15 protein-coding genes and 1 pseudogene are annotated in these 21241 nt (G+C 66.8%); 15 read left to right on the forward strand and 1 reads right to left on the reverse strand.

Going from position 1 to position 21241, the window contains the following annotated elements:
- The first annotated feature begins 487 nt into the window (after positions 1–487).
- The 14 genes and pseudogenes from V7787_RS18770 (at position 488) to V7787_RS18835 (ending at position 18201) form a co-directional block, all read left to right on the forward strand.
- Positions 488–922, forward strand: a complete 435-nt coding sequence (locus V7787_RS18770) for a low molecular weight protein-tyrosine-phosphatase (RefSeq protein ID WP_336089079.1) — start codon at positions 488–490, stop codon at positions 920–922.
- 36 nt (positions 923–958) lie between these two features.
- The gene (locus tag V7787_RS18775; RefSeq protein WP_336089034.1) at positions 959–3181 is read left to right on the forward strand and encodes a polysaccharide biosynthesis tyrosine autokinase; all 2223 of its coding nucleotides are present in this window, start codon (positions 959–961) and stop codon (positions 3179–3181) included.
- Positions 3182–3781: 600 nt separating this feature from the next.
- Positions 3782–4411: pseudogene (locus V7787_RS18780) on the forward strand (MraY family glycosyltransferase); the annotation flags it as partial.
- Positions 4412–4999: 588 nt separating this feature from the next.
- Positions 5000–6100 carry a non-hydrolyzing UDP-N-acetylglucosamine 2-epimerase gene (gene wecB, locus V7787_RS18785; protein ID WP_442965320.1) on the forward strand — a complete coding sequence of 367 codons (1101 nt, stop codon included), beginning with the start codon at positions 5000–5002 and terminating at the stop codon, positions 6098–6100.
- Between the two features lie 113 nt (positions 6101–6213).
- Positions 6214–7470: a UDP-N-acetyl-D-mannosamine dehydrogenase gene (gene wecC, locus V7787_RS18790; protein ID WP_336089035.1), complete on the forward strand. Its 1257-nt coding sequence runs from the start codon at positions 6214–6216 to the stop codon at positions 7468–7470.
- A gap of 31 nt (positions 7471–7501) precedes the next feature.
- Positions 7502–8794, forward strand: coding sequence for an oligosaccharide flippase family protein (locus tag V7787_RS18795; protein WP_336089036.1), 1293 nt, complete (start codon positions 7502–7504; stop codon positions 8792–8794).
- Entirely contained in the window at positions 8791–9312 is a 522-nt protein-coding gene (locus tag V7787_RS18800) for an acyltransferase (RefSeq protein ID WP_336089037.1), read from the forward strand. The genes V7787_RS18795 and V7787_RS18800 overlap by 4 nt, the downstream gene beginning before the upstream one ends.
- A gap of 9 nt (positions 9313–9321) precedes the next feature.
- Positions 9322–9855, forward strand: a complete 534-nt coding sequence (locus V7787_RS18805; RefSeq protein ID WP_336089038.1) for an acyltransferase — start codon at positions 9322–9324, stop codon at positions 9853–9855.
- Positions 9856–9869: 14 nt separating this feature from the next.
- Positions 9870–11198 (forward strand): oligosaccharide repeat unit polymerase, encoded by a 1329-nt coding sequence (locus V7787_RS18810; RefSeq protein ID WP_336089039.1) that lies wholly within the window; start codon positions 9870–9872, stop codon positions 11196–11198.
- Positions 11195–12289 (forward strand): hypothetical protein, encoded by a 1095-nt coding sequence (locus V7787_RS18815; RefSeq protein ID WP_336089040.1) that lies wholly within the window; start codon positions 11195–11197, stop codon positions 12287–12289. The genes V7787_RS18810 and V7787_RS18815 overlap by 4 nt, the downstream gene beginning before the upstream one ends.
- Before the next feature lie 82 nt (positions 12290–12371).
- Positions 12372–14519 carry a bi-domain-containing oxidoreductase gene (locus V7787_RS18820; protein ID WP_336089041.1) on the forward strand — a complete coding sequence of 716 codons (2148 nt, stop codon included), beginning with the start codon at positions 12372–12374 and terminating at the stop codon, positions 14517–14519.
- Between the two features lie 5 nt (positions 14520–14524).
- Positions 14525–16171: a heparinase II/III family protein gene (locus tag V7787_RS18825; RefSeq protein WP_336089042.1), complete on the forward strand. Its 1647-nt coding sequence runs from the start codon at positions 14525–14527 to the stop codon at positions 16169–16171.
- Positions 16172–16175: 4 nt separating this feature from the next.
- Positions 16176–17429 (forward strand): glycosyltransferase family 4 protein, encoded by a 1254-nt coding sequence (locus V7787_RS18830; RefSeq protein WP_336089043.1) that lies wholly within the window; start codon positions 16176–16178, stop codon positions 17427–17429.
- 10 nt (positions 17430–17439) lie between these two features.
- The gene (locus V7787_RS18835; RefSeq protein ID WP_336089044.1) at positions 17440–18201 is read left to right on the forward strand and encodes a YdcF family protein; all 762 of its coding nucleotides are present in this window, start codon (positions 17440–17442) and stop codon (positions 18199–18201) included.
- Positions 18202–18434: 233 nt separating this feature from the next.
- On the opposite strand, the gene glmS is transcribed toward V7787_RS18835, so the two are convergent.
- Positions 18435–20267 carry a glutamine--fructose-6-phosphate transaminase (isomerizing) gene (gene glmS / locus V7787_RS18840; protein ID WP_336089045.1) on the reverse strand — a complete coding sequence of 611 codons (1833 nt, stop codon included), beginning with the start codon at positions 20265–20267 and terminating at the stop codon, positions 18435–18437.
- Positions 20268–20646: 379 nt separating this feature from the next.
- On the opposite strand from glmS, the gene V7787_RS18845 reads away from it, so the two are divergent.
- Complete coding sequence (locus tag V7787_RS18845; RefSeq protein ID WP_336089046.1) at positions 20647–21225, forward strand: ECF-type sigma factor; 579 nt, start codon at positions 20647–20649, stop codon at positions 21223–21225.
- Positions 21226–21241: the final 16 nt, after the last annotated feature.

Raw genomic sequence — 21241 nt, forward strand, 5'->3', positions numbered from 1 at the left:
CGTCGGCCGCGGCCGCGCGCAGTGCCGGCGAGCGCGCGCGGACGCCAGCGCCCGGGCGGATCGCGTGATGGGAAGCGGGCAGGCGCCGACCGCTGTTGCCGGACGACCAAGATGCGGTTGGCGCATGAATCCTCAGTAGATCGAAACGTTACTGGTGCGGCCCCCGTGCGAAAAGTATAGCCAGCGGGCACGCGTTCTTCGCCCGCCCACATGGACACGCATCACGTTTCGCTCATTCCGCATCGCTGGGGTACAGCCAGCGTTCGGCAAGATAATTTCTTGAGAAACATATCTTTAACGAAATACTTCAAGCGATTTCGCAATGATCGATACGACGCCGTAGTGATCCGCGTCACGGCTTGGCCGACGCGTCGGTCATTCATGTTGACCGTGTCATGCGCAACTCTTACATTCGCGGCCGTTGCGTTGAAGCCACGCTTCGTGCGCCTCATGATGCGCGGTCGCTCAAACATGAGGCGTGGTGAGTGTGTTCAAACGAGTTCTGATGGTATGCGTAGGCAATATTTGCCGCAGTCCGACCGCGGAAGTGCTGCTGCGCCATGAGTTGAAAGACGCGGATATCACCGTCGAATCCGCGGGTCTGGCCGCCTTGGCGGGCCATCCGATCGACGCCACAGCACAGGCCGTGCTGGACGGACATGGATTGAGTGGGCAATCCCATGTCGCTAGACAGATCGACCGCGCGATGATCGACGCGGCCGACCTGGTACTGACGATGGAGCCATGGCAGACCGATGCCGTGCTCCGCATTTCCCCCCACGCGCGAGGCAAAACCTATCTCTTAGGTAAGTGGCTGGACAACACCAGCATTCCGGATCCGTACCGGCAATCGCGCAGCGCCTTCGAACAGGCCTATCAGCTGATCAGCTCGGGGGTGAGCAGCTGGAAGACCTATCTGTGACGCTGCTCGCCTCTATTTCTACAGGCTCTTTTTTCCATGTCGGCAGCCCCCACGACGACCGGTCCGCATCAGGACGCCAACAGCGATGAGATAGACCTGGCCGCGCTGCTGGGCACCTTGCTCGACCACAAATGGCTCATCGTCGTCGTCACCGCGATCGGCTTCGTGCTGGCCGTGGGATACGCGCTGCTGGCCTCGCCGGTGTATCAGGCCAATGCCATGGTGCAGGTGGAGTCCAACGCGCCGACCCTGCCCGGGCTGACCGCGGTGACTCAGGCGCTGACCGACTCGGCGCCGCAGGCGGTGACCGAAATCGCGCTGTTGACCTCGCGCTCGGTGCTCGGCAAGGCCGTGCAGGACCTCAAGCTCGACGTGCAGATCGAGCCGCTGCGCTTCCCGCTGTTCGGCGGGCTGATGGCGCGCCGCTACCAACCCACCCGCCCCGGCGATGTCGCCTCGCCCTGGCTCGGCTTGAACAGCTACGGCTGGGGCGGCGAAAGCCTGCACATCGACCAGCTCACCGTCACCGACGAACTGGTCGCCAAGCCGCTGACCCTGGTCGCCGGCGACGCCGGCGCCTACCGGCTCTACGACGAAGACGACACCTTGCTGCTCAGCGGCAAGGTCGGGCAAACCGCAACCGGCGGCGGCGTGAGCCTGAAAATCCAGGACATGGCGGCCAACCCCGGCATGCGTTTTGAGATCACCCAGCTCGCCCGCCTGGCCATCATCACCGCACTGCAGAACAACCTGATCGCGACCGAAAAGGCCAAGGATTCGGGGATTCTGCAGCTCAGCTATCAGCTCGCCGATCCGGAGCTGGCCGCGGCCACGCTGGACGCGATCACCCGCCAGTACACCAAGCAAAACGTCGAACGCAATTCCGCCGAGGCCGCCAACAGCCTGAAGTTCGTCAATGCGCAATTGCCCAAGACCCGCCGCGATCTGGAAAAGGCCGAGCACGCGCTGGCCGAATACCAATCGCAGAAGCACACCGTCGACATCACCCTGGACGCGCAGTCGCTGCTCGATCAGGTCGTCGCGCTGGACACCAGCATCTCGCAATTGAAGATGCAGCAGGCCGAAGTCGGCCGCCGCTTCACCCCGCAACACCCGGCCTACAAGGCGCTGATGGCGCAGCTGGGCGAGCTGGAAGGCCGCAAGAGCCAGATCAACGACCGCATCAGCGTGCTGCCGCAGACCCAGCAGGAATTGCTGGGCCTGACCCGCGAGGTGCAGGTGAGCACGCTCACCTACACCAACCTGCTCAATCAGGCGCAGCAGCTGGATATCGCCCGCGCCGGCACGGTCGGCAACGCCCGCGTGGTCGACAAGTCGGTGGTCGACACCAGCCAGCCGGTCAAGCCCAAGCGCACCTTGATCGTGATGATCGGCACCTTCATCGCCGGCTTCCTGGCGGTGGCGTGGGTGTTCCTGCGCCAGATGCTCAGCCGCGGCATCGAGGACGTGAAGCAGATCGAGAACCTCGGCCTGCCGATCTTCGCCTCGATCCCGATGAGCGACTACCAGCGCGGCCACCAGAAGCTCGGGCGCAAGCTGCAGAGCAACGGCGCGCGCGCGGACAAGCCGCATCTGCTGGCGCTGGACGCGCCCAACGATCTGGCCATCGAGGCCATGCGCAGCTTGCGCACCGCCCTGCATTTCGCCCGCATGGACGCGCGCAACAACATCCTGATGATCTCCGGCGCCAGCCCCGGCGCGGGCAAGACCTTCGTCTCGACCAATCTGGCCGCGGTGATCGCCCAGGGCGGACAACGCGTGCTGTTGATCGACGGCGACCTGCGCCGCAGCACCCTGCACAAGGTGCTGGGCCAGGAGCCGCACAACGGCTTGTCGGATCTGCTCAGCGGCCGCGTCGACGTCAAGAACGCGATCCGCGCGACCGCGATCGACGGCCTGCACTTCATCCCGCGCGGCGAAGCGCCGCCCAATCCGTCCGAGTTGCTGATGCGCCCGGATCTGGGCGTGCTGCTCAAGGTCGCCTCGCAGCAATACGATCTGGTCATCATCGACACGCCGCCGATTCTGGCGGTGACCGACGCGGCGATCATCGGCCGGCATGCGGCCACCACGCTGATGGTGGTGCGCTTCGGGTTGAACCCGCCGAAGGAGCTGGGCATGGCGATGCAGCGCTTCGAACAGAACGGCATCGACCTCAAGGGCGCGGTGTTCAACGCGGTCGAGCGCCGTCACGACACCAACTACGCTTACGGTTACGAGTACCGCGCCAACACTTGATGCACGAACGGTATCTATTCGGCGACGAACGACGAAAACATTTCAATCGCAACCTTTTCCGTCGCCGCAGCATGTTTCTGTTTGTGCGATTTTCCCGCGAAAACAGGGAAATTCCGTGATCGTGCGTGATCGCCGTCGCGTGCGCGGTGCAAGCAATCATGCCGAGCATCTCGCTCGGCTTGCGATGCACGGCATGCTCGCGACGGCGTAAATATTTCTTATATGTGTCGCACATGAACGTCACGCACGTTTCGAAGATGTGTGCCGGAAAACGCACTACTGGCGCACAGTATTCAGCAACTGAACAGTGGCACGATTCCGCCCGCTGTGAGCCTTAAGGTCATCGCGGCGTGAATTCGGCGAGACACAACGAATCGCGTCGATACAAGCAAGCGGATCTATCGCATCGATGCGATCGCCGCGACGCCGCACCGCGCGGCCGCGGAAATCGCATCGGCAGCACGCAACACCAAAACAGGATTGACCGAGGGGGCGGTCGTCGGATGGGTCTACCGAAGACTTTCCTTGGACACAACGGTCATGTCGAAAGAACAGTTCGTCATAGCGAGCGCTCTTGCGTTCGCGGTCACTTGCATCGCGATGTCGGCGCTGTATCCCATCGCCGGCCAACTCGGATTGATCGACCGTCCGAGCGCGCGCAAGCAACATAAGGGCCTGATCCCGGTCATCGGCGGCATCAGCTTCTTTCTCGGCCTGCTCGCCGGCGCGCTGTATCTGGGCCTGAGCGATCGCTTCGCCCTGTGTCTGCTCGGCACCTCGGCGCTGATCGTGGTCACCGGCGCCATCGACGACGCGCGCGACCTGAGCGTGCGCGCGCGACTGCTGATCCAGACCGTCGCGGTCGGCCTGATGATTTCCGGCAGCAACGTGTACCTGGACGATCTGGGCGATCTGTTCGGCACCGGCCCGATCCACCTGGGCTGGCTCGGCGTGCCGGTCACGGTGATCGCGGTGGTCGGCCTGATCAACGCCTTCAACATGCTCGACGGCATCGACGGTCTGGCCGGCAGCATGGCCCTGGTCGGCATCGGCGCGATCTTCCTGTTCGACCGCAGCGGCGTGCTGTCCAAGGCCGCGCTGCCGTTGCTGCTGTTGTTGTTCGTCGCGCTGATTCCGTATCTGTTCGTCAACCTGGGCGGGATGAACGAGCGCAAGATTTTCATGGGCGACGCCGGCAGCATGCTGATCGGCTATCTGGTCGCCTGGAGCCTGATCTATCTGAGCCAGCGCGGCGGCGCGGCGCGCATCGACGCGGCCGAGGCGCTGTGGTGCATCGCCCTGCCGGTGTTCGAAACCTTGACCGTGATGTACCGCCGGGTCAGCAAGGGCCTGTCGCCGTTCAAGCCCGACCGGCAGCACCTGCACTACATCCTGCTCGACCACCAGCGCTCGCCCAAGGCCGCGCTGCTGACCATCGTCGGCATCGCCTGCGCGCTGACCGCGGTCGGCTACGCCTTGCGCGATCTGCCGGTGGCGATCGGCCTGCTGGCGTTCTTCCTGGCGATGGGCGCGTACTCGCTGGCGCTGGCCCACAGCGACAAGCTCGGGCGCCTGGCCGGCGGTTCGCGCGGCCCCGCCCGCCCACTGTCCGGCGGCGAACTGGCGTTCGCGCCGGAAGGCTCGACCGCACTGAAGACCGCAACCGCCGCCGCGCCGGCCACCGCTTACGCGCGCACCGAAACCAGCGGCGGCTTCGCCCCGTTGGCGCCGGCGGCCGCGCCCGGCGTGGCGCTGTCGCAACCGGCGCGGACGATCCGCACCTTGTGCGTGTTCGGCACCCGCCCCGAAGCGATCAAGATGGCGCCGCTGGCGAAGATGCTGGATCAGGACCCGCGCTTCGACGCGCGCGTGTGCGTGACCGGCCAGCACCGGCAGATGCTCGATCAGGTGCTGAACCTGTTCGACATCCACCCGGACTTCGATCTCAACATCATGAAGCCCAAGCAGGATCTGACCGACGTCACCACCGCGATCCTGACCGGCATGAAGCAAGTGTTGTCCGAGCTCAAGCCCGACGTGGTGCTGGTGCACGGCGACACCTCGACCACCATGGCGACCACGCTGGCCGCGTACTACCAGCAGATTCCGGTCGCCCACGTCGAAGCGGGCCTGCGCACCGGCAATCTGTACTCGCCGTGGCCGGAGGAGGCCAATCGCAAGCTGACCGGCGCGCTGGCGGCGATGCACTTCGCCCCGACCGAACTGTCCAGCCGCAACCTGCTCGACGAAGGCATTCCGACCGACCGCATCGCCATCACCGGCAACACCGTGATCGACGCGCTCAAGGACGTGCTGGTGCGGATCGACCGCACTCCGGCGCTGCGCAACGAAGTCGCCTCCAAGTTCGATTTCCTCAGCGCCGACCGCCGCATCGTCCTGGTCACCGGCCACCGCCGCGAAAGCTTCGGCGGCGGCTTCGAGCGGATCTGCCACGCCTTGCGCGACGCGGCGCTGCGCCATCCGGACGTCGACATCGTCTACCCGATGCACCTCAACCCGCAGGTGCGCGAACCGGTCAATCGCCTGCTCACCGGCATCACCAACGTGCATCTGATCGAACCGCTGGAATATCTGCCGTTCGTGTACCTGATGAACAAGGCCTACATCATCCTCACCGACTCCGGCGGCATCCAGGAAGAAGCGCCGTCGCTGGGCAAGCCGGTGCTGGTGATGCGCGACACCACCGAGCGGCCGGAAGCCGTCGCCGCCGGCACAGTCAAATTGGTCGGCACCGACCGCCAGCTGATCGCCGACGGCATCAGCGAGCTGCTCAACGACCGCAAGGCCTACGAGGCGATGAGTTTCGCCCACAACCCTTACGGCGACGGTCTGGCCTGCCAGCGCATCGTCGAAGCCCTGGCCAGTTTCAATCGCGAAGATTCCTTGCTCGCCGCTTGAATCCGCGCGCCGGATCCGCGCCCGCGCGCCCTTTCCGGGGCCGCGGGCGTAGTCCGTTCATCCGACACCCTTGAACGCAACACCCTCCCCCACGGAGGATCATTGGAGCCTTTATGAGTTTCGACACCGTCTCGGTCATCGGCCTGGGTTACATCGGCCTTCCCACCGCCGCCGCTTTCGCCGCCGCGCACAAGCAGGTCATCGGCATCGACGTGAACCGGCATATCGTCGACACCATCAACCGCGGCGAGATCCACATCGTCGAACCCGACCTCGATGTCGCGGTGCGCAATGCGGTGTCCGGCGGTTACTTGCGCGCCTCGATCCAGCCCGAATCGGCCGACGCGTATCTGATCGCGGTGCCGACGCCGTTCAAGAACGATCACCAACCGGACCTGCGCTACATCGAAGCGGCGGCCAAGGCGCTCGCGCCGGTGCTGCGCAAGGGCGATCTGGTGGTGCTGGAATCGACCTCGCCGGTCGGCGCGACCGAGCAACTGGCGCAGTGGTTGGCGCAAGCGCGTTCGGATCTGAGCTTCCCGCAGGACGCCGGCGAAGCCGCCGACGTCAACGTCGCCCACTGCCCCGAGCGGGTGCTGCCGGGCCAGGTGATGCGCGAGCTGATCGAGAACGACCGGGTGATCGGCGGCATGACCCCGCGCTGCTCGGCGCGCGCCTGCGAGCTGTACAAGAGCTTCGTGCGCGGCGAGTGCATCGTCACCAACGCCCGCACCGCCGAGATGTGCAAGCTGACCGAGAACGCGTTCCGCGACGTCAACATCGCCTTCGCCAACGAGCTGTCGATCATCTGCGACAAGCTCAAGATCAACGTCTGGGATCTGGTGCGTCTGGCCAATCGCCATCCGCGCGTCAACATTCTCAACCCCGGCCCGGGCGTGGGCGGCCACTGCATCGCGGTCGACCCGTGGTTCATCGTCGACAGTGCGCCGGAAGAAGCGCGTTTGATCCGCACCGCGCGCGAGGTCAACAACAGCAAGCCGCATTGGGTGCTCGACAAGGTCGACGCGGCCATCGCCGACGCCAAGGCCGCGGGCAAGCAGGACAGCGACCTGACCATCGCCGTGTTCGGCCTGTCGTTCAAGCCCGACATCGACGACCTGCGCGAAAGCCCGGCACTGGACATCGCCATGGAACTGGCCGCGCGCCATCCGGGCAAGGTGCTCGCGGTCGAGCCGCATATCGACGCGCTGCCGGAGAAGCTGGATTCGCCGAACCTGATCCTGGTCGATTTCCCCACCGCCAGCGCCCAGGCCGACATCGGTCTGTTGCTGGTCGACCACAAGCCCTTCCGCGAACAGGCCGCGCCGACTCACCTGCGCCTGGTCGACACCAAGGGCATCTGGGTCTGAGCCCGCCCGGCCCGGACGGAACGCCTGCGCCATGATGCGTCGACTGATCACCACCGCCAGCCTGTCGGCCATCAGCGCGATGGCCTCGCGCGGCGCGATCTTCGCCGGCGTGCTGTTGGTCGCGTATTTCCTCGGCCCGCAGGCGTTCGGCCAGTTCACCCTGATCCAGACCACCGCGCTGTTGTTCACCACCTTCTGCGCGCTGAGCCTGGGCCAGATGGCGACCAAGATCGTCGCCGAGGCCATGCAGGCTTCGCGCGAACGCCAGGCGGTGGCGTGGTCGGTGTCCTACGGCTCGGCGATGCTGATCGGGCTGGCGTTCGCGGTGTTGATCGTGGCGGCCTCGCCGCTGGTGGCGCGTCAGGTCGGCCATTCGGCCGCGCTCACGCCGGTGTACGCCAGCTCCTGCCTGTTGGTGCTGGCCGGTTTCTTGACCGCGATCCAGAACGGCGTCGCCCTGGCGGTGGGCCGGGTCAAGGAACAGGCCTGGGCCAATCTGCTCAGCGCGCCGTTCGCGTTCGCGATCATGGTGCTGGCGGCGTTCCAGCGCGATCTGCATTGGGCGATGTACGGCTACATCGCCTCGCAGGCAGTGATCGCGATCGGCCAGGAACGCAGCCTGCGCCGCTACCGGCGCGAGCACGGCCTGCGCCTGTCGCTGCGCAACACCACCCGCGCCGACTGGACCGTGCTGTGGCGGCTCGGCCTGCCGTCCTCGCTGGCCGGTCTGCTGACCGTGCCGGCGATGTGGCTGGTGATGGTGATGCTCTCGCACACCGCCAACGGCGCGGTCGATCTGGGCAATTTCGCGCTCGGCAATCAAGCCCGTTCGATCCTGCTGTTCGGCATCGGCGTGGTCGCCAACGCCGCGCTGCCGATGCTGTCCTCGGCGCTGGCCCAGGGCGACCGCGACGGCGCTTCGACGGTGCTGCGCCATTCGATGGCGCTGCTGTTGGTGGTCACCGGCGGCGTCGCGGTGTTGGCGGCATTGGCCGCTTCGCCGCTGATCCACGCGCTGGCGCCGGCCTATGCCGGCTCGGTGCAGCCGCTGCAATGGCTGCTGGCCTCGGTGGTGGCGACCGCGCCGACCACGATCCTGATGCGCAAGGCCACCGCCGACGGCCGGCCGTCGGTGCTGCTCGGCGGCAACGCGGTGTTCTGCGTGAGCCTGCTGGCCACCGCCGCGGTCGCGCTGTATCTGCACGGCGGCGCCACCGGCCTGGCCTTCGCCTACTTCGTCGCGTCGGTGCTGCAACTGCTGACCTTCGTCCTGTTCAACCGAAACGAGCTGCGCTTCAAGGCGCTGGCCCGGAGCAATTCATGAGCGTCGCCCGTCTGCTGAAGAAAACCGTGGTCCTCGGTGCGATCCGCATCGGCTGGCTGATCAAGCCCGGCCTGGTCACGCGTCTGTACGTCTGGTATCTCAAGTCCGAGGGCGCGCAGATCGACGGCATGCCCAATTACCTGTCGGCCAAGATCTGGTTCGACGGCACCGACTACTCGCTGATCCGGCTCGGCGAGGGCTGCACCATTTCCAGCAACGTGCGCATCCTCACCCACGACGCGGCGATCAACACCGTCGGCAAGGAACTGGGGCTGCGCTTCGACTCGCCGGAAATCCGGGTCAAGCCGATCTCGATCGGCCGCTACAGCTTCGTCGGCACCGGTTCGATCATCATGCCCGGGGCCGATATCGGCCCGGGCTGCATCATCGGCGCGGGCAGCGTGGTGCGCGGGACGATTCCGCCGCTGAGCATCGTCGTCGGCAGCCCCGGCCAGGTGGTCGGCTCGGTCACCGATTACGTCGGCAAGCTCTACCCCGACCGCTTGCGCAAGCGCTGAGCCGCCGGCATGTCCGCCCTGTCCAAGACCTGCTACGTGTTCGCCCGCACCCTGTCGGCGTTCGGCCTGCCCGGGCTGCGCTCGCTGCGCACGCGGGTGTACCGCTGGCATTTCCGCGCCGCGCGCATGAGCGTGTCGGACCGGGTGATGGTGGTCGCCGCGCACCGCAGCGACAGCGCCGCAATCGCGTTCGGCAGCGGCGTGGAACTCGGCGCCGATGCGTATATCGACTATTCCGGCGGCGTGCGGGTGGGCGCTCACGTCGCCATCTCCGAGGGCGCCAAGGTCTTCACCCACAACCACGTCGTGCGCCGCGGCCACGCCGACTGGCACCGCAATCCGATCGAATTCTCGCCGCTGGTGATCGAGGACTACGCCTGGGTCGGCGCGGGCGCGATCGTGTTGCCGCGGGTGCGGCGGATCGGCCGCGGCGCCATCGTCGGCGCCGGCGCGGTGCTGGCCGAGGACGTGCCCGATTTCGCCGTGTACGCCGGCAACCCCGCGCGCGAGATCTTCCGCCGCGACATCGACGATCCGGCGTAAGGGACGGCGACGGCATGGCGATCCTCTACTTCGCGTTCTTCATCGGCTTGGTCGCGCTGGCGTTCACGCGCATCGGCGGCCGGCTCGATCGCATGTTCGTCAATCCGATTCTGGTGTTCGTCCTCACCGTCGCCTTCATCTACGGCTTCATCCCGTTGCTGAAGGAGCTGCATCAAGTCCAGACCTACCCGTTCTACTACTCCACCGACGCCAAAGTGGCGGCGCTGATGTTCTCGCTGGTGTTCTGCCTGTCGGGCATCGGCGGCTACGCCATGGCCGGCGGCCTGAGCCGGCCGAGCCTGCCGTCGGTGCGCGCGCTGACCTTGCGCGAACGCCGCCGGGTGCTGGTGCTGGTCGGCATTCCGGCGATGTGCGCGGTGCTGTATTTGGCGCGCACGGTGTCCAGCTACGATCTGGCCGACTACATGAAGGACCGGATCATGATCCGCCGCGGCATGGGCCCGGCGGTGGTGTTGGCGTTCGCGGCGATCTGCTACTGCGCGATCCTGGTCACCAATTACCTCGCCTCGCGCCGCCCCGGCAACACGCCGCTGGGCCGTTGGCGGTTGGTGCCGATCCTCGGCGTGGTGCTGGTGGTCGCGGTCGCGTTCGTGGCGATGGGCAACCGCAACTTCGTCTTCATCCTGATCGCGATCCTGCTGCTGGCCTCGCTGTCGATCTACCGCGGCCAGATCGGCCGCGCCTTGATGCTGCTGCCGCTGCTGTTGGTGATCGCGTTGGGTTTGTCGGCCTGGGCCAAGATCCGCACCACCCTGGACAGCGCCGACGCCTCCAGCGTCACCAGCGAAGGGCCGGTGCAACTGTTGGTGTACGGCCTCAACGGCGCCTTCGGCAACGCCGAAAACCTGATCTGGCTGGCGCAGAACGATTCCTGGGATTTCGTCTACGGCGAAACCGTGTTCGCTGCCGCGGTCAATCCGATTCCGCGCGCGCTGTGGCCGGACAAGCCCTTCGGCGGCGGCCCGGCGCTGCGCAACATGATCTATCCCGGCAGCTACACCCTGGACGGCGAAAAACTCACCTCCTACACCACCGGCCTGCCCACCGAGGGCTACATGAACTTCGGCCTGTTGGGATTGATCGCGTTCGGCGCGGTCAACGGCGCGTGCCTGGCCGGCATCCGCAAGCTCTATGCGCGCCGGCGCCAGGTCACCCCGGTCGGCGTGGTCATCTACAGCTTCTCCATCTTCATGTTCACCTCCGGATTTCTCTACATGGAACTGCTCGGCGGCTGGAGCCGTTATTTCATCACCATGATCTTGTTGTACGCCGTCACCTGGATGGGCAACCGCCCGATCCGCATGCGTGGAGCCACGGTATGAACGCGATCATCCTGGCTCAGGGCAACCCGTACCTGAAAAATCCCTACCTGAGCAAACTGTCGAAGGTGCTCGACAGCGCGCGCATTCCCTACGAATTCTGGATCTGGAGCCGCGACAAGCAGGCCGCCGATCTGCCCAAGGTCAAGGTATTGCTGAGCTTCGGCTCGTGGGGCGGCGGCGCGGTCAACGTGATCGGTTACGCGCTGTGGATGGCGTGGCTGACCGTGCGGGTGTTCCTGCAGCCGCGCGCTGGGGTGTACTTCTGCTCGCGCCTGGACGCGGCGCTGCCGTGCGCGCTGGTCGCCTCGGTGCGGCGTTGCCGGTTCGTGTTCCTGGATCGCGACAAGCTGTCCAAGAGCTACGCCTGGCCGGCGCCGGTCAAGCGCGCGATCGAAGCGGCCGAACGTTTCATCGGCCGGCGCGCCTCGCTGCACGTGGTCCCGGGCGCATCGCGCGCCGACGGCAACGACGGCGACAACGTGCGGATCGTGCGCAACACCCCGCACAGCGACGTGATCGCGCGCGCCCGGCAGATGGTCGCGGCGCGGCCGTACCGCGACAACCGGCTGCGGGTGCTGATCAGCGGCTTGATCTCGCCCGAGCGCGGCGCGCGGATGATGCGCGAGGCGATGCAGGCCAGCGCCGGCCAGATCGAATTCGTCGGCGCCGGCCGACTGCTCGGCGACGACGCCAAGCAGCTGGCCGAACGCATGGGCCAGAGCTACCGCGGCATCGTCAGCAACGAAGACGCGCTGGCGATGCTGCTCAGCGCCGACGTGGTGCTGGCGTTCTACGACCCCGCGCTGGAGATCAACCGCCTGGCCGAGCCCAACAAGTGGTTCGACTGCGCCGCGCTGGAAATCCCGTTCTTCACCAACCCCGGCCTGTCCACCTCGGCGCCGTTCGAACAGGCCCAGGCCTGCTTCATGGTCGAGTACGGCGACGGCGCGGCGCTGGCGCGCGAACTGCTGCGCATCGACGCCGACCGCTCGCTGCTCGACCGTCGCCGCGAAGGCCTGCGGCAACTGCGCTACGAAGCCTGGGACACCGCGATGGCGCGGGTGGTCGCCGAATGCGCGCAGCTGCCATGAACCGCGCCGCCCTGCTTACCGATCCACGCTCCGCGCTCCGTGCCTGAGCCTCCCCCTTCGCATTCAACGCATCGGAATCGCCATGCAACAAGTCCTGCAAAACCTGCGCGACGGCAGCACTGAAATCGCCGACGTCCCCGCCCCCGCGCTGCGTCGCGGCCATCTGCTGATCCGCAGCCACGTCACCCTGGTCTCGGCCGGCACCGAACGCATGCTGGTCGAGTTCGGCAAGGCCAACATGCTGCAGAAGGCGCGCCAGCAACCCGACAAGGTGCGCATGGTGCTGGAGAAGATCCGCACCGACGGCCTGGCGCCCACCCTGGACGCGGTGCGCAGCAAGCTCGATCAGCCGCTGGCGCTGGGCTATTGCAACGTCGGCACGGTGATCGGCATCGGCCCGGGCGTGACCGGTTTCGAGCTCGGCGACCGCGTCGCCTCCAACGGCAAGCACGCCGAAGTGGTGGCGGTGCCGGTCAACCTGTGCGCGAAGATTCCCGAACAGGTGGACGATGAAACCGCCGCCTTCACCGTGCTCAGCGCGATCGCCCTGCAAGGCATCCGCCTGATCCAGCCGACCCTGGGCGAGACCGTGGTGGTCACCGGCCTGGGACTGATCGGCCTGATCACCGTGCAGTTGCTGCGCGCGCACGGTTGCCGCGTGCTCGGGATCGATTTCGATCCGGCCAAGCTGGCGCTGGCGCGCAGCTTCGGCGCCGAGACCGTCGACCTGTCCAAGGGCGAAGACCCGCTGGCGGCGGCGCAGAATTTCTCGCGCGGGCGCGGCGTCGACGCGGTGCTGATCACCGCCTCGACCAAGAGCAACGAACCGGTCTCGCAGGCCGCGCACATGTGCCGCAAGCGCGGCCGCATCGTCCTGGTCGGGGTCACCGGCCTGGAACTGTCGCGCGCGGATTTCTACGAAAAGGAACTGTCCTTCCAGGTCTCGTGCTCGTACGGCCCGGGCCGTTACGACGCCTCGTATGAGGAGCGCGGCAACGACTATCCGGTCGCATTCGTGCGCTGGACCGAGCAACGCAACTTCGAAGCGGTGCTGGACATGATGGACAGCGGCGCGGTGGTCACCCGCGAGCTGGTCAGCCATCGCTACGGCATCGCCCAGGCCGAACAGGCCTATGCCGTGCTCGGCGGCGGCGAGCCGTCGCTGGGGATCATGCTCGACTACGGCCGCGGCGAGGAAATCCCCGACGAACTGATCCGGCGCAAGGTGCCGCTGCCGCTCAAGCCGGCGGTGCGCGAGGTCCCGGCCGATGCCGACGGCGCCGGCGTGGCCTTCATCGGCGCCGGCAACTACGCCGGCCGCGTGCTGATCCCGGCGTTCGTCAAATCCGGGGCCAAGCTGCACACGGTGGTGACCAACAATGGCGTGGGCAGCGTGCACTTCGGCAAGAAGTACGGTTTCCGCAACGCCAGCACCGACACCGACGCGTTGCTGCGCGACGCCAGCGTCGGCTCGGTGGTGATCGCGACCCAGCACGGCAGCCACGCCGACCTGACCTTCAAGGCCCTGCGCCGCGGCAAGCACGTGTTCGTCGAGAAGCCGCTGTGCCTGACCCTGGAAGAACTCGACAGCATCGAAAAAGCGCACAGCGAGCAATCGGTGTACGGCGCCCCGCCGGTGCTGATGGTCGGCTTCAACCGCCGCTTCGCCCCGCAGGTGCGCAAGATGCACCAACTGCTGGCCGGCGTGCGCGAACCCAAGTCGTTCGTGATGACGGTCAATGCCGGCGCGATTCCGGCCGACCACTGGACCCAGGACCCGCAACTCGGCGGTGGCCGTTTGATCGGCGAGGCCTGCCACTTCGTCGACCTGCTGCGCTTTCTTGCCGGCTCGCCGATCGTCGGCCACCAGCTCACCGCGGTCGGCGCTGCCTCCGGCATCCGCAGCGACCGGGTCAGTTTCACCTTGAGCTTCGCCGACGGATCGTTCGGCACCGTGCATTACCTGGCCAACGGCCACAAGAGCTTCCCCAAGGAACGCCTGGAAGTGTTCACCGCCGGCCGAGTGCTGGCGCTGGACAACTTCCGCAAGCTGCGCGGCTACGGCTGGCCGGGTTTCAACAAGATGAATCTGTGGAGCCAGGACAAGGGCCAGACCGCGTGCGCGATGGCCTTCATGCAAGCCGTGCAAGGCAAGGCGCCGCCGCCGATTCCGGCCGATGAGATCCTGGAAGTGGCGCGGGTGACCATCGAACTGGACGCATCGGTCTGACCGTCATGAACATCGCCTCGCGACTGCCGCGCATGTGGCATACCGTGCGCTACCTGCGCCCGGTGCAGATCTACGGACGCGCCTGGCATCGGCTGCACCGGCCGCGCATCCAGCACGCGCCGGCGCCGCCGATGGCGACGACCGATCTGCGCTGGACCGCCTGCGCGCGCCCGGCCTCGATGCTCGGCGCACAGCGCTTCCGTTTCTTGAACGACGAACGCGAGCTGTCCGGCAACGACTGGAACAACTCCGCGCTGCCCAAGCTGTGGCTGTACAACCTGCACTACTTCGACGATCTCAACGCCGACGGCGCGGTGACGCGCACGCATTGGCATCGCGAGCTGATCGCACGCTGGATCGCCGACAATCCGCCGGCCGCGGGCAACGGCTGGGAGCCGTATTGCCTGTCGCTGCGGATCGTCAACTGGATCAAGTGGCGCTGCGCCGGCCAGAGTTTCGGCGACGACGCGCGCGAGCGCTCGGCCTTGAACAGTCTGGCCACGCAGGTGCGCTATCTGCGCGGCCGGCTGGAACGGCATTTGCTCGGCAACCATCTGTGGGCCAACTACAAGGCCTTGTCGTTCGCCGGCGCGTTCTTCCAGGGCGCCGAGGCCAAGCGCTGGCTCGATGCGGGCGTGGCGGGCTTGCGCCAGGAAATCGGCGAACAGATCCTCGCCGACGGCGGCCATTTCGAACGCAGCCCGATGTACCACGCGATCCTGCTCGAGGATCTGCTGGACATGCTGCAACTGGCGCGTCTGTTCCCCGAATCGTTCTCGCCCGCCGACGTGGCGCTGTGGCGCGAGCGCGCCGAGGCCATGCTCGCCTGGCTGAGCGTGATGACCCATCCCGACGGCGGCATCGCTTTCTTCAACGACGCCGCGCTGGGCATCGCGCCCAATCTGGCCGAACTGTCGGCGTATGCGCGCGCGCTCGGCATCGAACCTCCGGCGCCGTCGGAGGAATCGTTGCAAGTGCTGCCGCAGTCGGGCTATGCGCGTCTGCAATGCGGCGACGCGGTGCTGATCGTCGACGTCGGCGACATCGGCCCGGACTATCTGCCCGGCCACGCCCACGCCGACACGCTGAGTTTCGAACTCTCGCTGTGCGGGAAACGAGTGCTGGTCAACGCCGGCACCTCGCGCTACGACGTCGGCGCGCAGCGCCTGTGGCAACGCGGCACCGCCGCGCACAACACCATCCAGATCGACGGCCGCGATTCGTCCGAGGTGTGGAGCAGCTTCCGCGTCGCCCGGCGCGCGCGGCCGGTGGACGTCGAACACGGCCGCTTCGGCGACGGCGCCTGGATCGCCGCCGGCCACGACGGCTACCGGCGCCTGAAGGGCAAGCCGCTGCACCACCGCCGCTGGGTGCTGCAACCGGGCGCGCTGCGGATCGAGGACCGGATCGACGGCGGTTTCGACAGCGCCGTCGCCCGCTTCCGCATCCATCCCGACGCGCGCATCGAAGACCACACCGTGCACCTGGACGGCCTGCCCGGCTTCCGCTGGCGGATCGAACCGGCGACCGAACGCACTGTAGCCAGCACCTATCACCCCGGTTTCGGCCTGAGCCGCCCGTGCACGGTGATCGAAGCCGCCGTCGACCCCGCCGCCGCGCAGGCGGTCACCTTGTTCCTGTGGGATTGCTGAGCGCATGCGCATTCTTTTTCTTTCGGACAATTTCCCGCCCGAGGGCAACGCACCGGCCACGCGCACCTACGAGCACGCGGTGCGCTGGGTCCGCGCCGGCCATGAAGTCACCGTGATCACCTGCGCGCCGAATTTCCCCGAAGGCCGTTTGTTCGACGGCTACGGCAACCATTGGCGCAGCGTGGAGACCATCGACGGCATTCGGGTGGTGCGGGTCAAGACCTACATCACCGCCAACGAAGGCTTCGTCAAACGCACCCTGGATTATCTGAGCTTCATGGCCGCCTCCACCATGGCCGGCCTGTTCGAACGCCGTCACGACGTGGTCGTGGCGACCTCGCCGCAGTTCTTCTGCGCCCTGGGCGGCTGGGCGCTGGCGCGGCTGAGGCGGCGGCCGTTCGTGTTCGAGCTGCGCGATCTGTGGCCGGCGTCGATCACCGCGGTCGGGGCGATGAAGCGCAGTCTGGCGATCCGGGTGCTGGAACGGTTGGAGATGTTCTTGTACCGCAGCGCCGATGCGATCGTGCCGGTCACCCAATCGTTCCGTGAGGAATTGATCCAGCGCGGCGTCGATGCGAACAAAATCCATGTCGTGCTCAACGGCGTGGACTTGCAACGCTACGTGCCGTGCGCGCGCGATGAGGCGATGGCGCGGCAATACGATCTGCACGGACGTTTCGTCGTCGGCTACCTCGGCACCCACGGCATGGCCCACGGCCTGGAGAAAGTGGTCGATGCGGCCGAGAAGCTGCAGCACGATCCACGCATCGTGTTCTTCTTCGCCGGCAGCGGCGCCGAACGCGCGCGGGTCGAGCAATTGGTCGCCGAACGCGGCCTGGCCAACGTGCGCATGATTCCGCGCCAGCCCAAGGAAATGATGCCCAAGCTGTGGGGCCTGTGCGACATCTCGCTGATTCCGCTGCGCGACAATCCGGTGTTCAGTTCGGTGATTCCGTCCAAGCTGTTCGAAGGCATGGGCATGGGCATCCCCGCGCTGATGTCGTTGCCGCGCGGCGAAGCCACCCGCATCGTCGAGACCACCGGCTGCGGCGTGTGCGTCGCGCCGGAAGATGCGCAAGCGATGGCCGATGCGATCGCCGCGCTGGCCGGCGATCCCGAACGTCTGGCGCGCCTGCGCGCGGCCAGCGTCGCCGCCGCGCCGGCGTACTCGCGCGACCGTCAGGCCGGGTTGATGAGCGATGCGCTGCTGCGCCTGCTCGACGACGACACCGGCGCCATGCTGCGCACCTCCAAGTGAGTCCGCCACGATGAACGCCGTCGCCATGGGCATGGGTTGGTTGGTCGAGCCGTTGAATCTGTCGCTGGTGCTGGCGGTGATCGCCGCGGTGGTCTGGCTGGCGCGTTGGCGCCGCAGCGGCGTGACCTTGTTCATGGCCGGCGCGCTGTGGTCGCTGCTGTGGTCGATGCCGGCGGCGGCCGACGCGCTGCGCGATTCGCTGCAGCGCGCGTACCTGGGACAGTCGGCCGAGGGCATGCCCGCTTCCGACGCCATCGTCGTGCTCGGCGGCGACATCGGCCGGCTCGACCATTTCGACAGCGGCGACGCCAACGCACCGGAACTGGCCGACAACCGCGTCGCCACCGCCGCGCGCGCCTGGCATGCCGGGCGCGCGCCGACGATTCTGCTCAGCGGCGGACCCAACGGCACCACCCGCGGCATCAGCGAGGCGCGGATCATGGCCGAGGCCTTGAACAAGCTCGGCGTGCCGAGCGAGGCGCTGGTGCTGGACGAACACAGCGGCGACACCCGCCAGAACGCCGAACACAGCGTGCGCGTGGCCAGCGAGCGCGGTTGGCATCGGGTGATTCTGGTGACCTCGGCGATGCATATGCCGCGTGCGCTGGGCTGGTTCAAACGGCAAGGGCTGGCGGCGTTGCCGCTGGCGCCGGCGGAGGCGCCGCCGTTGTTGAGCGGGGCTTCGCCGTGGCAGCCGTCGATGCGGGCGTTGCGGTATAGCGCGCGGGGGTTGCGGGAGTATGTGGGGTTGTTGGCGGTTGTGGCGTTTTGATTGGCTGGGGCGTGGTCTTTGGTGCGGGAAGGGCCGAATCAAAATGGATTCCGGCTTTCGCCGGAATGACGGTGGGAGAGTTTTGACGCGGCTGGCAAGAGCCAGATCAAAATGGGTTCCGGCTTTCGCCGGAATGACGGCAAGTAAAGAAAACGGGCCCCGGCTTTCGCCGGAGCCCGCTTGTTTCGCGCTATCCGTAACGCCGCGCCCCGCTGAGGCGGAGCGTCGCCGGGTTACTCCACCGTCACCGCCTTGGCCAGATTGCGCGGCTTGTCGACGTCGGTGCCGCGCGCCAGCGCAGCGTGGTACGCCAGCAATTGCACCGGAATCGCATGCACCACCGGCGACAGCACGCCGACGTGGCGCGGGGTGCGGATCACGTGCACCGCTTCGGATTCGCCGAAGTGGCTGTCCAGGTCGGCGAACACGAACATCTCGCCGCCGCGCGCGCGCACTTCCTGGATGTTCGACTTGACCTTCTCCAGCAGCTTGTCGTTCGGCGCGATCACCACCACCGGCATGTCCGCGTCCACCAGCGCCAGCGGACCGTGCTTGAGCTCGCCGGCCGGATACGCTTCGGCGTGGATGTAAGAGATTTCCTTGAGCTTGAGCGCGCCTTCCAGCGCGATCGGGTAATGCACGCCGCGGCCCAGGAACAAGGCGTGGTGCTTGGGCGCGAAACGCTCGGCCCACGCGGTCACCTGCGGCTCCAGGTTCAGCGCGTGCTGCACGCTGCCCGGCAGATGCCGCAGCGCATCGATGTATTCGGCTTCCTGCTCGGCCGACAGCTTGCCCTGCAGCTTGGCCAGGGTCGCGGTCAGGGTGAACAGCGCCACCAACTGGGTGGTGAAGGCCTTGGTCGAAGCCACACCGATCTCGGCGCCGGCGCGGGTGTAGTACGCCAGCTTGCTCGCGCGCGGGATCGCGCTCTCGGGCACGTTGCAGATCGACAAGGTCTTGTCGTGGCCCAGCGACTTGGCGTATTTCAGCGCTTCCATCGTGTCCAGGGTTTCGCCGGACTGCGAAATGGTCACGATCAGTTGCTTCGGATTCGCCACCGCGGCGCGGTAGCGGTATTCGCTGGCGATCTCGACCTGGCACGGCAGGCCGGCGATGGCTTCGATCCAGTAACGCGCGGTCAGACCGGCGTAGTAACTGGTGCCGCAAGCCAGGATCTGCACGCCTTCGACATCGGCGAACACCTCGGCCGCCGCGTCGCCGAACAGCGCCGCATCGAACTTTCCTTCATCCATGACCGCTTCGATGGTGTCGGCGATCGCACGCGGCTGCTCGTGGATTTCCTTCTGCATGAAGTGGCGGTACGGGCCGAGTTCCAGCGACGCCAACGACACGTCCGACACGTGCACGTCGCGCTCGATCGCCGCGCCCTGCGCGTCGAACACCTTCACTTGCGCGCGGGTGATTTCGGCGGTATCGCCTTCTTCCAGGAAGATCACCCGGCGGGTGGCCTGCAGAATCGCCGACACGTCGCTGGCGACGAAGTTCTCGCCCTCGCCCAGACCGACCAGCAGCGGGCAGCCCATGCGCGCGGCGATCAAACGGCCCGGCTCGTGCTTGCTGACCACCGCGATCGCATACGCGCCGGTAAGCTCGCGCACCGCCGCCTGCACCGCCGCCAGCAGATCCAGGCCCTGCTTCTGATGGAAGTGGACCAGATGCGCGATCACTTCGGTATCGGTCTGCGACTCGAACGCGTAACCGGCCGCGCGCAGGCGCTCGCGCTGCTCTTCGTGGTTTTCGATGATGCCGTTATGCACCACCGCCAACTCGCCGAAGCTGATGTGCGGGTGGGCATTGGCTTCGGTGACGCCGCCGTGGGTGGCCCAGCGGGTGTGGCCGATGCCGATCTGCGCCTGGAAGCCTTCGGCCTGCGCCGCGTTCTCCATTTCGCTGACCCGGCCGGTGCGCCGCACCCGGCGCAGTTGCGCGCCGTCGAACACGGCGATACCCGCCGAGTCGTAGCCGCGGTATTCCAGCCGCTTGAGTCCATCGATCAGGACCGATACCACATCGCGATCGGCGATCGCGCCAACAATTCCGCACATGCTGAAAGTACTCCGGGGGAAGTGGCGATAGTTTATCCAGCCCGCCCGCAGGCGGACGCGACAGGCGTCTCGGCCACGCCGGGCGAGGAATCCGTCATTGCCTTGGATTCAGCTACGGCACCGTACGTCGGGCCGCCGCACGCTCCACCGCTGCCTGCGACGACGGCGCCATCGCCATGCGCGGCTGCCGAGCCGCAAACCCTGGACCTGCATTTTTCCGTCTCGATTGCGCACGCCGGCCCCGCAAGGCATGCCGACAACGCGTCCGGGCACCCGATCCGGCCAGACGAACCACGCCGCCTCCCGCACGTCCGAACGAAATGGCCGGCCCGAAAACGAAGCGCTATGCTGACGGGCAACCTCCCCGGCGCCCCGCCCGATGACCGCCGCTGCCCCTCCAGACATCACCCAGCTGCTGCAAAGCTGGCGCAACGGCGATCCCGACGCTGAGCCGCAATTGCTGGAACAGATCTACCCGGTGCTGCGGCGCTTGGCCCAGCAGCGTCTCAACCGCGGCGGGCAGCTGACCTTGGTGGCGACCGAATTGGCCAACGAGGCCTATTTCAAACTGGTCGAACAACGCAGCAGCTCGTTCGAGAACCGCAGCCACTTCTACGCGATCGCCGCGCACGTGATCCGCCGCCTGCTGGTCGATCATCTGCGCGAACGCTCGGCGCTCAAGCGCGGCGGCGATGTGTTGCGGGTGACCATGCAGGCCGGCCACGACGTCGCCGCGACCGCGCCGGATCTGGCCGACGCGCTCGACCTGGACCGGTTGCTGCAACGGCTCGAACGCATCCATGCGCGCGCCGCCAAGGGCGTGGAGCTGCGTTACTTCGGCGGTCTGACCATCGAGGAAACCGCCGAGACCATCGGCGTGTCGCTGCCCACCGCCAAACGCGACTGGCAGTTCGCGCGCGCCTGGCTGCACGAGCAACTGTCTCCGCCCGCCGTCTAAACCGCACCGTCCCACT

This window comes from Pseudomonas sp. CGJS7, from assembly GCF_036961695.1.

Coding starts and splice junctions, on each gene's coding strand:
- V7787_RS18775 (WP_336089034.1), top strand. CDS start 959: ATGTCGGCAGCCCCCACGACGACCGGTCCGCATCAGGACGCCAACAGC.
- wecB (WP_442965320.1), top strand. CDS start 5,000: ATGGCGCCGCTGGCGAAGATGCTGGATCAGGACCCGCGCTTCGACGCG.
- wecC (WP_336089035.1), top strand. CDS start 6,214: ATGAGTTTCGACACCGTCTCGGTCATCGGCCTGGGTTACATCGGCCTT.
- V7787_RS18795 (WP_336089036.1), top strand. CDS start 7,502: ATGATGCGTCGACTGATCACCACCGCCAGCCTGTCGGCCATCAGCGCG.
- V7787_RS18800 (WP_336089037.1), top strand. CDS start 8,791: ATGAGCGTCGCCCGTCTGCTGAAGAAAACCGTGGTCCTCGGTGCGATC.
- V7787_RS18805 (WP_336089038.1), top strand. CDS start 9,322: ATGTCCGCCCTGTCCAAGACCTGCTACGTGTTCGCCCGCACCCTGTCG.
- V7787_RS18810 (WP_336089039.1), top strand. CDS start 9,870: ATGGCGATCCTCTACTTCGCGTTCTTCATCGGCTTGGTCGCGCTGGCG.
- V7787_RS18815 (WP_336089040.1), top strand. CDS start 11,195: ATGAACGCGATCATCCTGGCTCAGGGCAACCCGTACCTGAAAAATCCC.
- V7787_RS18820 (WP_336089041.1), top strand. CDS start 12,372: ATGCAACAAGTCCTGCAAAACCTGCGCGACGGCAGCACTGAAATCGCC.
- V7787_RS18825 (WP_336089042.1), top strand. CDS start 14,525: ATGAACATCGCCTCGCGACTGCCGCGCATGTGGCATACCGTGCGCTAC.
- V7787_RS18830 (WP_336089043.1), top strand. CDS start 16,176: ATGCGCATTCTTTTTCTTTCGGACAATTTCCCGCCCGAGGGCAACGCA.
- V7787_RS18835 (WP_336089044.1), top strand. CDS start 17,440: ATGAACGCCGTCGCCATGGGCATGGGTTGGTTGGTCGAGCCGTTGAAT.
- glmS (WP_336089045.1), bottom strand. CDS start 20,267: ATGTGCGGAATTGTTGGCGCGATCGCCGATCGCGATGTGGTATCGGTC.
- V7787_RS18845 (WP_336089046.1), top strand. CDS start 20,647: ATGACCGCCGCTGCCCCTCCAGACATCACCCAGCTGCTGCAAAGCTGG.